This is a genomic window from Streptomyces sp. NPDC048415 (assembly GCF_040651675.1).
Classification (GTDB): domain Bacteria; phylum Actinomycetota; class Actinomycetes; order Streptomycetales; family Streptomycetaceae; genus Streptomyces.
The window spans coordinates 1-14,444 of sequence record NZ_JBEZKJ010000028.1; the positions used below are offsets into that span (position 1 = coordinate 1).

The following is a 14,444-nucleotide window of genomic DNA, read 5'->3' on the forward strand; positions in this document are numbered from 1 at the left end:
GTCCTCTGCTCGGTGCGTGCCCGCTGATCCAGCGGGCCGGCATCCCGCAGGCCCGGCCGGTGGACTCGGGGCCCGCAGCGGCTCAGAAGAGCAGGCCGCCCGCGGTCGGGCCGTTCTGCGCCTGGTCGACCTTCGCCGTGTTGCAGGCGGCGTAGTGCGAGTTGGGGGCGAGGATGACGCCGAGGACGGCGCCGTTGGACCACGGAGCGATGCAGCGGCCGTCGACGAGCGTGCCGTTGACGACGGCAAGGCCCTGCTGAGGGGCGTTAACGACGACCGGGGACGACGAGAAGCCGCCACCGCCGGTGACGGTGGTGTTGTTGTCGTCGGCCGCGGCGGCGCCGCCGGCCGCGAGGACGATGCCCGCGGCGAGGGCGGAAATGGCCGTAACCTTGTTACGCATGAGATGCGCCTTTCGGTGGGGCGGTTGGGGTTTCCGTACTCCGAATTGCTCGGAGCAGGTCAGAAGAGCAGGCCGCCCTCGTACTGGGCGTTCTGCGACTGGTCGATCTCCGCCGTGTTGCAGGCGGCGTAGCGCGAGTTCGACGCGAGGACGCCGCCGAGGACGGCGCCGTTGGACCACGGGGCGACGCAACGGAGGTCGACGGCCGAGCCGTTGACGACGGCAAGGCCCTGCTGGGGAGCGTTAACGACGACCGGGGACGACGAGAAGCCGTCACCGCCCTTGACGGTGGTGCAGTTGTCGGCCGCGGCGGTGCCAGCCGCCGCGAGGACGATGCCCGCGGCGAGGGCGGAAATGGCCGTAACCTTGTTACGCATGAGATGCGCCTTTCCGGGCTGCGTTTGGGGGATTCACCTGCTCCGAATTGCTCGGGACAGGAGTCAGAAGAGCAGGCCGCCCTTGGAAGCGGCGTTCTGCGACTGGTTGATCTGCGCCGTGTTGCACGCGGCGTAGTGCGAGTTCGGCGCGAGGACGCCGGCGAGGACTGCTCCGTTGGACCACGGTGCGATGCAGCGACCGTCAACCAGCGTGCCGTTGACGATGAGAACGCCCTGCTGAGGGGCGTTCACGACGACCTCGGACGACGAAAAGCCGCCGCCACCCTGGACCTTGGTGTTGTTGTCGCTGGCCGAGGCAACGCCGACGCTGCTGACGACAGCACCGAGGGTGAGGGCAGTGATGACCGCGAACTTCCTGGGCAACTCGGTTCCTCCTGAATTCACCGTTGCGCACGCTTGCATACCAGGAAACCTTGATATGCGCGTATAAGTCACGGGAAGAGGGCCTAAACGGGGCTGATTCCATCGGATGGCGCAATGCCGCGTGTTCAGGCAGGCCGAGCGGGAATGGGGGTCGAATCCGTGCGGCTCATCCAGGGTGAACGACAATCCGAAAGCCCGCGGTCGACGGCCGCTCGGAGAAATTCCCCGTCCAACAGGCTGCACAGGGCCGTGGGGAACGAGCGCCCACGCGTGTCCGGCCCACCGGAAGGGAGAGGGCCGGTGGGCCGGACAGATGGTTCGCGGGCCCCGGCGGTATTCGGGTCCGCCGAGTCAGGATGTGGAGTTACCGGTCCGGATCCAGCGTCCGGGCCTGCGTCACCGAGGTGACGGACGTGTGTGAAACCAGGATCGACAGCGGGCCGAGCCGCCCGCGGCACGTGCGGTGTCGGTCTCCGGTTGCCGAGAACCGGATCAGAGCCTCAGAATTCCGGGCCCGCCGGTGTCCCGCGAACAGACGGGACCACATGGCAGCGAAAGCATCGTGAAGCCTTAGGGCTTTCGCCGGTACGGCCGACTTCTACGGTTTCCGTTTCGTCACTTGCCGAGCAGGGTGCCGAGCCCGATAGCGGTCGGCGCCTGCAGGGGGTGGACCTGAACGGAGCCGTTTCCGGCCGGGTTCCGCACCGGGACCGTGGGCTTCTTGGCGGCGTGCGGGTCCATACCGTCCAGGTACAGGCCAGAGACTCCCTCCGGCCTCTTCTCGTCGAACGCGCTACCGTTGGCGAGCTTGCCGTTGCGGGCCAGTCGCGTCACGGTGTCGACCGCGGGCAGGACCGCCGGAGACACCTTGGTCGGGGACGCGAGACCGAGCGGACCGGTCGAGGGGGCCGGCGCCACGGCGGCTGACGCCGCGACGGCGGAGCCACCCACGAGACCCGCGCCGATAGCCAACGCTGCAGTGGTGAAAACTGCCTTCTTCATGATTCACCTCGTTTGAAAGTTACCTCGTCCGACGGCTGGAGAACATAGCAGTCCATGACCTCTACAAAAGCGATGCGTTACTCCATACGCATGAAGGTCAGAGGAGTGAAAAACGCCGTGCGTACGGTGCCGTCGGAGGGATTCACATCTGGTCGGTGAATCAATTGATCGTATGGTGCGTCAAGCTCGACCCGGTCGCATGCGCGACTGAAAGGGAAATCGCCCCTCTACGACACCACGTCCTTGCGGGCGAAACCGCGGAAGGCCAGGGCGAACAACACGAGCGCGTACGTTATCGAAATCGCCGTGCCCTGGATCATGCCGGCCCACTCCGGGGTCGGTTGGACGGCGTCCGCCCAGGCGAACTGCCAGTGCGCGGGCAGGAAGTCGCGCCAGTCGCCGAGGGCGGTGACAGCGTCCAGGACATTCCCCACGATGGTCAGGCCGACCGCGCCGCCGACCGCGCCCAGGGGGGCGTCCGTCTTGGTCGACAGCCAGAACGCGAGTCCGGCGGTGACCAGTTGGGACACGAAGATGTACGCGATCACCACGAGGAGCCGCTGGGTCGCGGTGCCCGCGGAGAGCGCGCCGCCGGTGGGGATCTGCAGCGGGCCCCAGCCGTAGGCCGCGGTGCCCACCGCCAGCGCGACGACCGGCAGCAGCACCATCGCGGCGAGGCTGAGGCCCAGCGCGACAGTGAGCTTGGACCACAGCAGGCGGGCCCGGGGCACGGGGGCCGCCAGCAGGTACCGCAGCGAGGACCAGCTCGCCTCGGAGGCGATCGTGTCCCCGCAGAACAGCGCGACCGGGATCACCAGGAGGAAGCCCGCGGACACGAACAGGTTCACCGCGGCGAAGTTCGCGCCCGACGCGGTGGCCGTGTCCATCAGCGTGACCTGGCCATTGCGCGAGCCCGGGTCGCCGCCGATGGCGAACGCCACGACGAGGACGAAGGGCAGCGCCCCGAGGATTCCCCCCATTACGAGGGTGCGGCGCCGCTTCAGCTGCCGGATCAGCTCCACGCGCAGCGGCAGCGTACGCCGCGCCCGGTACCCGTCCGCCGTCTCCGCCCGCTCGAGAAGCGTGCTCATGCTGAGCCTCCGATCAGGGTGAGGAACGCGTCTTCCAAGCGGCGGTGGGGGCCCACCGACGCCACGGGTACTTCGAGCCGCACCAGTTCCACGACCAGGCGCTGCGGGCTGCCGTCGGGGTCGAGGCGGACCAGCAGCCCGTCCTCGGTGGCGACGGCCGAGGCCACGCCCGGCAGCGCGCCGACCTTCTCGACGACCGGTTCGTCCACAGGTGCTCCTGTGCCGACGAGGAGGGTGTCGCCCGAGCCGATGATCTCGGAGACGGGGCCCGCCTGGACGAGGCGCCCGCGGTCCATGACGACCAGATGCGTGCAGGACTGTTCGACCTCGGCGAGGAGGTGGCTGGAGACGATGACCGTGCGGCCAGCGGCGGCGTAACGGATCATGACCTCGCGCATCTCGCGGATCTGTGGCGGGTCGAGGCCGTTGGTGGGTTCGTCGAGGATGAGGAGGTCCGGGAGGCCGAGCATCGCCTGGGCGATGGCGAGACGTTGGCGCATTCCCTGGGAGTAGGTGCGGACCGCGCGGGCCAGCGCGTCACCGAGGCCCGCGATCTCCAGGGCCTCCTCCAGGTGGGCGTCCTCGGGCGGGCGGCCCGTCGCCTGCCAGTACAGCTCCAGGTTCTCGCGGCCGGAGAGGTGCGGGAGGAAGCCCGCGCCCTCGACGAACGCCCCGACCCGAGAGAGGACCGGCGCGCCCGGCCGGATCGCGTGCCCGAAGACGCGGATCTCGCCACCGTCCGGCTTGATCAGGCCCATCAGCATGCGCAGGGTGGTCGTCTTGCCCGCGCCGTTCGGCCCGAGCAGGCCGAGGACCTGGCCCTTCTCCACGCGAAACGACAGGTCCCGTACCGCATACCGGTCCGCCGACTTCGCGTACCGCTTACTCAGGTCCCTGATCTGCAGCGGGACTTCGGCCAGCTCTGGATCGGGCGCCGGGGCCGTCGTACGGCGGCGGCCCGTCAGCAGCAGTGCCAGTGCGGCCAGCGCTCCGGCGAGCGGCAGCCACCACACCCACGCGGGCAGCGGCGCGGCGGCGGTCGTCACGCCGGGTGCCGTGGGGATCTGGAGGTCGCCCCTCAAAGACACGGTGTACGTCGCCGGGGCCGCCGGTGAGGCGTAGCCGAGGTCCGTCGAGGCGAGGACGAGGCGCAGCCGGTGGCCCTTGCGCACCTCGTGGTCGATGGCGGGCAGGGACAGCCGGACGTCCTTGCCCTTCTTCGCGCCCTCGACCCGGACGGGGGTGACCAGCTGGGACGGCAGCACCTGCTGGGTGCCGTCCGGCCCGACGTCGTACACCTTCCCGAACAGGACCGCGTCGTCGGTGCTCGACGTGACGTGCACCGTCACCGTCGGGGACCCGGTGATCCGCAGGTCGTCGCCGAACGCGGAGGACTCGTACCGGGCGTACTGGCCGGGGAAGTCGAGGGAGACGCCTACGCCGAGGGAGGAGAGCTGGGCGAGGCCGCCCGAGCCGCCGAGGCCGGGGAGGGCCGAGATGGCGGGCGGACTGGCGCCCGCCGGGTTCTCGAAGCTCTGCTCACGGCCGCTCAGCGCGATGCTGTGCCGCCCGCTGTCCAGGCCGGGGTAGGTGTCCCCGCTCGCGCCCCGCAACTGTGCGGCGCCGTCGGTGGAGTCGATGCCTCCGGTGCGGGTGACGCGGAACGCGGGGCCGGTGTCCGCACCCGTCTCGTCCTTCAGATAGCGGTCGAACCAGGAACCGACCCGGGACTGGACGCGGTCCGCCTCCATGTTTCCGCCGTCGTGCCCGCCGGAGATCCAGTCGACGTCCACGGGTGCGCCATTGGCCCGGATCGCCTGGGCCATCGCGTCGGCCTGGCCGAGCGGGAAGAGGGAGTCGGACTGGCCCTGCGTGATGAGTGTGGGCACCTTGATGCGGTCGCCGACGGCGGAGGGGCTGCGCTCCTCGAGCAGCTTCCTGGCCGCCGCGTCGGGCTTTCCGGATTCCGCGACCCGGTCGTACATGGCGCACAGCTGGGGCTCGAAATGGTCGCAGCCGCCGCCGGAGTTGATGAAGATGCCGGCCCAGAGCTTCTTGAACACCCCGTTCGGGAAGAGGGCGTCCGCCAGGTTCCAGTACGTGATCGCGGGGGCGATCGCGTCGACCCGCTGGTCGTCGGCGGCGGCCAGCAGGGAGATCGCCCCGCCGTACGAGGCGCCGGTGACGCCCACGCGCGGGTCGCCGCTTTTGTCTAGCTGGACCTCGGGACGCTTGGCCAGCCAGTCGATCAGCCGGGACACGTCGGCGACCTCAGCCTTGGGGTCGTTCAGCCCGATCTTCCCGGTGGACCTGCCGAAACCGCGCGCGGACCACGTCAGCACCGCGTAGCCGTCACGGGCGAGCTTCTCCGCCTGGGACCGTACGTCCGCCTTGCTGCCGCCGAAGCCGTGCGCCAGGAGGACGGCGGGCCGGCGCTCGGAGGTCGGGCCCGCGGTGAAGTACGAGGTGTCGATGCGCACCCCGCCGCCCATGGCCATGACGCGGTCGGCGCGGTGCACGGCCGGGGCGTCGGACGAGGCGACGGCCGTCCAGGTGCCGGCGCCGGCGAGCACGACGAGGGCGGCGGCCGTGGCCGCGATCCATCGTCGGGGCCCGCGCGGTCGGGGCAGTCGAAGATCCATGCCTCAACGGTACGGGTGCGCACCGACAACCGATGCAGCCGCCGGTCTGAACCCCCGCCCCTCCCACAGGAGTACGGCACGGGCCCGGCGTACCGCGCCCGTGGTACGAACGCCTCATGGAGATGCGCCGCGCCGCCACCGTCGACGAACTGACCGACGCCGAGTACCTCTTCGACCACCCCGTGCGCCCCGAATGGGCGCAGCGCTTCCTGGACACCCAGGGCCACCATCTGTACCTGGCCTACGAGGACAGTAGCCCCGTCGGTTTCATCAGCGGCGTCGAGACGGTCCACCCGGACAAGGGCACCGAGATGTTCCTGTACGAGCTGGCGGTCGCCGAATCGTTCCGGCGGCGCGGCACCGGGCGCGCGCTGATCCGGGCTCTCGCCGCCCTCGCCCGGGAGCGCGGCTGCTACGGCATGTGGGTCGGCGTCGACACCGGAAACGACGTCGCCCTTGCCACCTACCGCAGCGCGGGTGGCAAGGACGACGAGACGTGCACGGTGGTGACGTGGGCGTTCGACTGAGGCCGGTTACGCCTGCGCGTCCTCCGGGATCGAGACCAGCCAGCGGGTCTCGCGGCGCGGGCGCAGGTAGAAGGCCCAGTACAGGGTGGCGACGGCGGTGATGCCGCCGGTCCACAGCAGGTAGCCGGCCTCCTGCTGGCTCAGGATGTACGCGAGGACCGCGATCAGCAGGACCGGCATCGCGGGCCACAGGGGCATCCGCCAGGCCGGCGTGTGGCGGTGCTGACCCCGCCTGGCGAGCAGCGCGGCGACCGCGACCAGCAGATACATGGCCGTCACCGACACGCCGGTCACGCCGTACAGGGTGTCCAGGTTGACGAAGCACAGGAGCGCGCCGGGGACACCCACGAGGAGCGTGGCGACCCACGGGGAGCCGAAGCGGCCGAGCCGCGAGAGGCCCTTGTTGACCGGCTCGGGCCACGCCTTGTCGCGGGCCGAGGCGAACAGCACCCGGGAGTTCTGGATGACCATGACGATGCCGGCGTTGATGATCGCGAGCGCCACGCAGAGGCTGACGAAGGTGCCGACGGCGGAGTTCGACCAGGCCGTGACCATGCTGCTGATGTCGCCGCCGGTCAGGGTCGACAGGTCCGAGGCGCCCATGGTGATCGCGACGACCGGGACCAGGATGATGACCGTGGAGATGGCGAGCGTGGCCAGGACCGTACGGGCGACGTTGCGGCGCGGGTTCTCCAGCTCCTCGGAGAGGTAGACCGCCGTCGAGAAGCCCTGGGTGACGAAGAGGGCGATGGCGAGGCCGGAGACGACCAGCATGGCCGTCACGGTGTCCGTGTGGCCGCCGGAGCCCGCCACCTGCATCGAGACCAGGCTGCCTGCGCCGCGCTGGCTGTGCGTGAAGCCCAGGACCGCCACGACGGCCGCCGCGATGACCTCGAGGACCAGGAAGACGCCGGTGATCCAGGCGTTGGCCCGCAGATCGAGCAGGCCCGCGAGAGTGGCCAGGATCATCACTCCGGCGCCCGCCATCGACGGGTTCAGGTGCACGATCGGCGCCAGGTAGTCCGCCGTGCCCATCGCGATCACCGGGGGCACGATCATGACGACCAGGAGGGAGAGCACGAAGACCAGCCAGCCCGCGAGGCGTCCGGCCATCGTGGAGACCATGGCGTACTCGCCGCCCGCGCTGGGGATGAGGGTGCCCAGCTCCGAGTAACAGAACGCCACGGCGATACAGAGCAGGGAACCGATGGCGATGGTGAGCGCGGTCGCCGTGCCGAGGGACGAGAACAGGTCGGGCACGACCACGAAGAGCGTGGAGGCGGGCGTCACGCACGAGAGCGTGAGGAGGGTCCCGCCGACTATGCCGATGGAGCGCTTGAGCTTTTGAGGGCTGCCGGACGCCGGGGGGGCGGCGTCGACGACGGCGGTTTCGACAGGGCGGAGCGTGTCGGTCATGAAGCGGTTCCGATCGACTCGTGCGTCAGGTGATGAGGGCGGGAGCGTTATCGCCTCCGGCGGCTCGCGTCGTACGTCTCTTCGTCCGCTCCCGGCGTTGATGGAACCTTGACGGAAACCGTCGCGTCAATGGTCGTTTACCTACGGAATCCGTAGGCAAAAAGCGCTTCCAAGGTCCAACTGAGCACAACAGCTCTGACGGAAGGCTCTCTTACCTGGCTACGGGAACCGCAGTGCACGGTCGGAAAAAAGTGAGGCCGTCCGCAATGCGGACGGCCTCGGAGCCCGGAACGACGGGTCTCAGTGATTGCGCGGGAAGCCCAGGTCGACGCCCGCCGGGGCCTCGGACGGGTCCGGCCAGCGGGTGGTGACGACCTTGCCGCGGGTGTAGAAGTGCGTGCCGTCGTTGCCGTAGACGTGGTGGTCGCCGAAGAGGGAGTCCTTCCAGCCGCCGAAGGAGTGGTAGCCGACGGGCACCGGGATCGGCACGTTCACGCCGACCATGCCCGCCTCGACCTCCAGCTGGAAGCGGCGGGCGGCGCCGCCGTCCCGGGTGAAGATCGCGGTGCCGTTGCCGAACGGCGAGGCGTTGATGAGGGCGACACCCTCCTCGTACGTGTCGACGCGCAGCACGCACAGGACGGGGCCGAAGATCTCGTCCTTGTACGCGTCCGAGGACGTCGGCACCTTGTCGAGCAGCGAGAGGCCGATCCAGTGGCCGTCCTCGAAGCCGTCGACCGTGTAGCCCGTGCCGTCGAGGACGACCTCGGAGCCCTGCGCCGCCGCGCCGTGCACGTACGACGCCACCTTGTCGCGGTGCGCGGCCGTGATCAGCGGGCCCATCTCGGAGGTCGGGTCGTTGCCGGGGCCGATCTTGATCTTCTCGGCGCGCTCGCGGATCTTGTCGACCAGCTCGTCGCCGATCGAGCCGACGGCGACGACGGCGGAGATGGCCATGCAGCGCTCGCCCGCGGAGCCATAGGCGGCGGAGACCGCGGCGTCGGCGGCGGCGTCCAGGTCGGCGTCCGGGAGGACCAGCATGTGGTTCTTGGCGCCGCCCAGGGCCTGCACGCGCTTGTGGTTCGCGGCGGCGGTGGTGTGGATGTAGCGGGCGATCGGGGTGGAGCCGACGAAGGAGACGGCGGCGACGTCCGGGTGCTCCAGGAGGCGGTCGACGGCCACCTTGTCACCGTGGACGACGTTGAAGACGCCGTCGGGCAGACCGGCCTCGGCGAGCAGCTCGGCGATCTTCATCGACGCCGACGGGTCCTTCTCCGACGGCTTGAGTACGAAGGTGTTGCCGCACGCGATGGCGATCGGAAACATCCACATCGGAACCATCGCCGGGAAGTTGAACGGCGTGATGCCCGCGACGACGCCCAGCGGCTGGCGGATCGAGGACACATCGACCCTGGAGGCCACCTCGGTCGACAGCTCACCCTTCAGCTGCACGGTGATCCCGCACGCCAGGTCGACGATCTCCAGGCCGCGCGCGACCTCGCCCAGTGCGTCCGAGTGGACCTTGCCGTGCTCGGCGGTGATCAGTTCGGCGATCGCGTCCCGGTTCGCGTCCAGCAGGGCGCGGAACTTGAAGAGGATCGTGGACCGCTTGGCCAGCGAGGACCGGCCCCAGGTCGCGTACGCGTCCTTCGCGGCGGCGACCGCGGCGTCCACCTCGTCGACGGTCGCGAAGGCGACCTGGGTGGTCACGGCGCCGGTCGCCGGGTCGGTGACCGACCCGTACGTACCCGAGACGCCCGCGGCATTTCCAACGGGCTTGCCACCGATCCAGTGGTTGACGGTCTTCGTCATGGCCAAAAACTCCTTCACAGATGGCGGCGTCGGGCGGCGACGTGCCGGTCGTACTCCTCGCGTGCCTTGACCGCCGACGAGCGGGTCGCGGTCTCGGCCACAGGTACATCCCACCAGGCTTGGGCCGGAGGCGCGCCCGACACTGTGTCTGCCGTTTCGGTCTCCACGTAGACACATGTGGGAGTGTCGGCGGCGCGTGCCTCGCCGAGAGCCGCCCGCAGGTCACGCACGGTCTTCGCGCGTAGGACCCGCATGCCGAGGCTGGCCGCGTTGGCGGCCAGATCGACGGGCAGCGGCGGCCCGGTGTACGTGCGGTCCTCGGAGCGGTAGCGGTACGCGGTGCCGTACCGCTCGCCGCCCACCGACTCGGAGAGGCCACCGATGGAGGCGTACCCGTGGTTCTGCAGGATGAGGACCTTGATCGCGACGCCCTCCTGCACGGCGGTGACGATCTCCGTCGGCATCATCAGATACGTGCCGTCGCCGACCAGCGCCCAGACGGGACGGTCCGGGGCGGCCATCCGGACGCCGATCGCGGCGGGGATCTCGTAGCCCATGCACGAGTAGCCGTACTCGACGTGGTACTGGTCCCGCGACCGCGCCCGCCACAGTTTGTGCAGGTCGCCGGGGAGTGAGCCGGCCGCGTTGATCAGGATGTCGTCCTCGGTGACCAGCTCGTCGAGGACGCCGAGGACCTGCGGCTGGGTGGGCCGGATGTCGTGGTCGTCGGCCTCGTACGCCGCGTCGACGCGGTACTCCCAGCGCTCCTTGTCGTCCGTGTACTCGGTGACGTACGCGGGCTCGGCACGGTGCTTGTGCAGCAGCAGCGCTTCGGTGAGGGCCTCGAGCCCGGCCCGCGCGTCGGCGATCAGCGGGCTGCCGGAGAGTTTGTGGCCGTCGTACGGAGCGATGTTGAGGTTCAGGAAGCGGACGCCCGAGGCGGTGAAGAGGGTGCCGGAGGCGGTGGTGAAGTCGGTGTAGCGGGTGCCGACGCCGATCACCAGGTCGGCGGTGCGGGCGAGCTCGTCGGCGGTCGCCGTGCCGGTGTGGCCGATGCCGCCGACGTCCTGCGCATGGTCCCAGCGCAAGGAGCCCTTGCCGGCCTGGGTGGAGGCGACGGGGATGCGGGTGGCCGAGGCGAGTTCGGCGAGCGCCTCCTCGGCGCGGCTGTGGTGGACACCGCCGCCCGCGACGATCAGCGGGCGCCGGGCCTCGCGGATCGCCCGCACGGCGGCGGAGAGTTCCGCCTGGTCCGCCGCCGGACGCCGGACGGCCCAGGTCCGCTCGGCGAAGAACTCCTCGGGCCAGTCGTACGCCTCCGCCTGCACGTCCTGCGGCAGCGCGAGCGTGACCGCGCCGGTCTCGACGGGGTCGGTGAGCACGCGCATCGCCTGCAGGGCGGCCGGGATCAGCGCCTCGGGGCGGGCGATCCGGTCGAAGTACTTCGACACCGGGCGCAGACAGTCGTTGACCGACACATCGCCCGCGTACGGGACCTCGAGCTGCTGGAGCACCGGGTCGGCGGGGCGGGTGGCGAAGATGTCGCCGGGCAGGAGGAGCACGGGAAGGTGGTTGATCGTCGCCAGGGCGGCACCGGTGACGAGGTTCGTGGCGCCCGGGCCGATGGAGGTGGTGACGGCGTGTGTGGACAGGCGGCCCGACTGGCGCGCGTATCCGACCGCCGCGTGCACCATGGCCTGTTCGTTACGTCCCTGGTGGTACGGCATGACATCGCCGTACTCGACGAGCGCCTGGCCGATCCCGGCGACGTTGCCGTGACCGAAGATGCCCCAGGTGGCGCCGATCAGCCGGCGCCGCTCGCCGTCCCGTTCCGTGTACTGGGCGCCCAGGAACCGCACCAGTGCCTGTGCGACCGTCAGCCTCGTCGTCGAGGTCATCGGTATCCCTCTGTGCTTTCTACGTGGTCCGGGTGGAAGCAGATCCGCCATTCCCTGTTCTTGCCCGGTCCGGCCATGACGTTCAGGTAGTACATGGCGTGGCCGGGCTGGGCGATGGACGGGCCGTGCCATCCGTCGGGGACGAGGACGGCATCGCCGGTGCGGACCTCGGCGAGGACGTCGGATCCGCCCTCGCGCGAAGGGAATACGCGTTGATAGCCGAAACCGTTCGGACCGTCGATCTCGAAGTAGTAGATCTCCTCGAGCTCCGATTCGATCCCGGGCCGGTTCTCGTCGTGTTTGTGCGGCGGATACGAGGACCAGTTGCCGCCGGGGGTGATCACCTCGACGGCGATGAGCGTGTCGCACTCGAAGGCGTCGGCGGAGGCGAAATTGCGCACCTGGCGGGCGCAGTTGCCGCTGCCTCGGTCCTCGACGGGAACCTCCGGCGCGGGGCCGTAGCGGGCGGGGAGTCGGCGCTCGCACTTCGCTCCTGCCAGGGCGAAGCGGCCTCCCGCGCCGGAGGCGATCTGGGCCCGGGCGTCACGGGGCACGTACGCGAAGTCGGAGACCCCCGCGAACACGCTCTGCCTGCCCAGGAGTGGGAACTCCTCGTCCTCCACCCGCACGGTGCAACCGCCGCTGAGCGGAAGGACGATCCACTCGCTGTCACCGGTGGTGAAGGTGTGCGTACCGCCGGGCCCGAGTTCGACGACGCGCAGGCCGGCGTGCGTCCAGCCGGCCCGCTTGGGGTCGATGTCGAGCGCGTAGTACGCGTCGGCGGTGGTGCCCTTCGGGACGTACAGCTCGTTGGTCATGCGGCCCTCACAGAAGTCCTACGGCGGTGTCCACTGCCCCTGCCACATCCCCGTCCGCCGGATACAGCAGCGAACGGCCCACCACGAGGCCCTGGACGGTGGGGAGTTGGAGGGCGCCGCGCCATTTCTCGTACGCCGCCTCCTGGTCCTCGCCGACGTCGCCGCCGAGCAGGACGGCGGGCAGGGTGGAGGTCTCCATGACGCGGGCCATGTCATCGGGGTTCTCGGTGACGGGCACCTTCAGCCACGTGTACGCCGAACTGCCGCCCAGGCCGGCGGCGATGGCGATGGACTTGGTGACGGCCTCGGCGCTCAGGTCGTTGCGCAGGGTGCCGTCGTCACGGCGGCGGCACAGGAACGGCTCGACGAACACCGGGAGTCGCCGCTCGGCCATCTCGTCGATCACCCGGGCGGTCGACTCAAGGGTGCGCAGCGAGCCGGGGTCGTCGTAGTCGATACGGAGCAGCAGTTTGCCCGCGTCGAAGCCGAGCCGCTCGATGTCCTGGGGGCGGTGCCCGGTGAACCGGTCGTCCAACTCGAAGGAGGCGCCGACGAGTCCGCCCCGGTTCATCGACCCGAGGACCACCTTGCCGTCGAGCGCGCCGAGCAGCAGCAGGTCGTCCAGGATGTCGGCGGTGGCGAGCACACCGTCGACGCCGGGGCGGGAAAGAGCGAGGCAGAGCCGTTCGAGCAGGTCGGCGCGGTTCGCCATGGCCAGCTTGCGGTCGCCGACGGCCAGCGCGCCACGGGCCGGGTGGTCCGCGGCGACGATCATCAGCCGCCCGGAGTCCTTGACGAGGGGCCGCCGAACGCGGTGTGCGGCGGCCTCGGCGATCGCTTCGGGCCGGTGGGCTCGGGTGCGCGCGAGATCGACGATGTCGACGCGCTGGTGGGGGGATCGGAGTCTTCCGTAGGCGGCAGGGGCTGCGGGGTCGCCGCCCTCGTCGTGCCGGGCGCCGCCGACGTGGCCCGCCCTCACCGGACCGCTCCCGCCGTGAGGGCGTCCTCGACCTCTTCGGGGGTCGGCATCGCGGAGGAGCACTCCAGGCGGGAGGCGACGATGGCCCCGGCGGCGTTCGCGTGCCGCATGACGCGCTCCAGGTCCCAGCCGGCGAGCAGGCCGTGGCACAGGGAGCCGCCGAAGGCGTCGCCGGCACCGAGGCCGTTGAGGACCGTCACCGGGAGGGGCGGGACCTCGGCGGAGGTGCCGTCGCGGTGGACGGCGAGAACGCCCTTGGGGCCCTGCTTGACGACGGCGAGTTCGACGCCCGCGTCCAGCAGGGCGCGAGCGGCGGCGTGCGGTTCGCGCTCCCCCGTGGCGATCTCGACCTCGTCGACGTTGCCGACCGCGACGGTGGTGTGGCGCAGGGCCTCCGTGTAGAACGGGCGGGCCGAGTCGGGGTCCTTCCAGAACATGGGCCGCCAGTCGAGGTCGAAGACCGTGGTCGCGGACTTGGCGCGGTGGGCCAGCGCCGCGAGCGTCGCCGTGCGGCTGGGCTCCTCGCTCAGGCCCGTGCCGGTCACCCAGAAGACGCGGGCGGCACGGATGGCGTCCAGGTCGAGGCCGTGGGCGTCGATCTCCAGGTCGGGGGCCTTGGGCTGCCGGTAGAAGTAGAGCGGGAAGTCGTCGGGCGGGAAGACCTCACAGAAGGTGACGGGGGTCGGCAGGCCCGGGACCGGCGTGACCCAGCGGTCGTCCACGCCGAAGTCGCGCAGCGCCTCGTGAAGGTACGTACCGAAGGGGTCGTCACCCGTTCGGGTGATCACCGCGGTACGCCGCCCGAGCCGCGCGGCGGCCACCGCGACGTTCGTCGCCGAGCCGCCGAGGAACTTTCCGAAGGACGTCACCCGGGCCAGCGGGACCCCCGTCTGCAACGGGTAGAGGTCCACACCGATCCGCCCCATGGTGATCAGGTCGTACGCCATCGACTTCCCTTCGCTACGGCTGCCCCCAGGTGTAGTCCCGCCCGGGGAGCCCTGTCAACGTTTTGTCCAGACATTCGGACGAGGCCTTGACACCCTCCCTGGGGTCGCCGGAAGCTGACGCCCATGACGTCGTTGTCACCGCAGTCAT

13 protein-coding genes are annotated in these 14,444 nt (G+C 70.3%); 1 reads left to right on the forward strand and 12 read right to left on the reverse strand.

Annotation, left to right across the window (positions count from 1 at the left end; genetic code table 11):
* Positions 1-82 precede the first annotated feature (82 nt).
* The 6 genes from AB0D27_RS19945 to AB0D27_RS19970 all read right to left on the reverse strand — a co-directional run bounded on the left by AB0D27_RS19945 (position 83) and on the right by AB0D27_RS19970 (position 5,899).
* Complete coding sequence (locus AB0D27_RS19945) at positions 83-403, reverse strand: hypothetical protein (RefSeq protein ID WP_362510164.1); 321 nt, start codon at positions 401-403, stop codon at positions 83-85.
* 59 nt (positions 404-462) lie between these two features.
* Positions 463-780, reverse strand: a complete 318-nt coding sequence (locus AB0D27_RS19950) for a hypothetical protein (protein ID WP_362510167.1) — start codon at positions 778-780, stop codon at positions 463-465.
* A 63-nt stretch (positions 781-843) separates the two neighbouring features.
* The gene (locus AB0D27_RS19955) at positions 844-1,164 is read right to left on the reverse strand and encodes a hypothetical protein (protein ID WP_362510170.1); all 321 of its coding nucleotides are present in this window, start codon (positions 1,162-1,164) and stop codon (positions 844-846) included.
* A 615-nt stretch (positions 1,165-1,779) separates the two neighbouring features.
* Entirely contained in the window at positions 1,780-2,166 is a 387-nt protein-coding gene (locus AB0D27_RS19960) for a hypothetical protein (RefSeq protein ID WP_362510173.1), read from the reverse strand.
* A 227-nt stretch (positions 2,167-2,393) separates the two neighbouring features.
* Positions 2,394-3,257, reverse strand: coding sequence for an ABC transporter permease (locus tag AB0D27_RS19965; RefSeq protein WP_362510175.1), 864 nt, complete (start codon positions 3,255-3,257; stop codon positions 2,394-2,396).
* Positions 3,254-5,899: an alpha/beta fold hydrolase gene (locus tag AB0D27_RS19970; protein ID WP_362510177.1), complete on the reverse strand. Its 2,646-nt coding sequence runs from the start codon at positions 5,897-5,899 to the stop codon at positions 3,254-3,256. Before AB0D27_RS19970 ends, AB0D27_RS19965 begins: the two co-directional genes overlap by 4 nt.
* 116 nt (positions 5,900-6,015) lie before the next feature.
* On the opposite strand from AB0D27_RS19970, the gene AB0D27_RS19975 reads away from it, so the two are divergent.
* Positions 6,016-6,426, forward strand: coding sequence for a GNAT family N-acetyltransferase (locus AB0D27_RS19975; protein WP_362510180.1), 411 nt, complete (start codon positions 6,016-6,018; stop codon positions 6,424-6,426).
* Positions 6,427-6,432: 6 nt separating this feature from the next.
* Here AB0D27_RS19975 and AB0D27_RS19980 read toward each other — a convergent pair whose 3' ends face one another.
* From AB0D27_RS19980 to iolC, 6 genes are all read right to left on the reverse strand, one after another.
* Positions 6,433-7,842: an APC family permease gene (locus tag AB0D27_RS19980; RefSeq protein ID WP_362510184.1), complete on the reverse strand. Its 1,410-nt coding sequence runs from the start codon at positions 7,840-7,842 to the stop codon at positions 6,433-6,435.
* A 300-nt stretch (positions 7,843-8,142) separates the two neighbouring features.
* Entirely contained in the window at positions 8,143-9,654 is a 1,512-nt protein-coding gene (gene mmsA / locus AB0D27_RS19985) for a CoA-acylating methylmalonate-semialdehyde dehydrogenase (protein ID WP_362510187.1), read from the reverse strand.
* Positions 9,655-9,668: 14 nt separating this feature from the next.
* Positions 9,669-11,552, reverse strand: a complete 1,884-nt coding sequence (iolD, locus tag AB0D27_RS19990; RefSeq protein ID WP_362510190.1) for a 3D-(3,5/4)-trihydroxycyclohexane-1,2-dione acylhydrolase (decyclizing) — start codon at positions 11,550-11,552, stop codon at positions 9,669-9,671.
* Positions 11,549-12,370 (reverse strand): 5-deoxy-glucuronate isomerase, encoded by an 822-nt coding sequence (iolB, locus tag AB0D27_RS19995; protein ID WP_362510193.1) that lies wholly within the window; start codon positions 12,368-12,370, stop codon positions 11,549-11,551. Before iolB ends, iolD begins: the two co-directional genes overlap by 4 nt.
* A 7-nt stretch (positions 12,371-12,377) precedes the next feature.
* Positions 12,378-13,247, reverse strand: coding sequence for a deoxyribose-phosphate aldolase (locus AB0D27_RS20000; protein WP_362510356.1), 870 nt, complete (start codon positions 13,245-13,247; stop codon positions 12,378-12,380).
* 98 nt (positions 13,248-13,345) lie between these two features.
* Positions 13,346-14,296 (reverse strand): 5-dehydro-2-deoxygluconokinase, encoded by a 951-nt coding sequence (gene iolC / locus AB0D27_RS20005; protein ID WP_362510196.1) that lies wholly within the window; start codon positions 14,294-14,296, stop codon positions 13,346-13,348.
* Between the last annotated feature and the right edge of the window lie 148 nt (positions 14,297-14,444).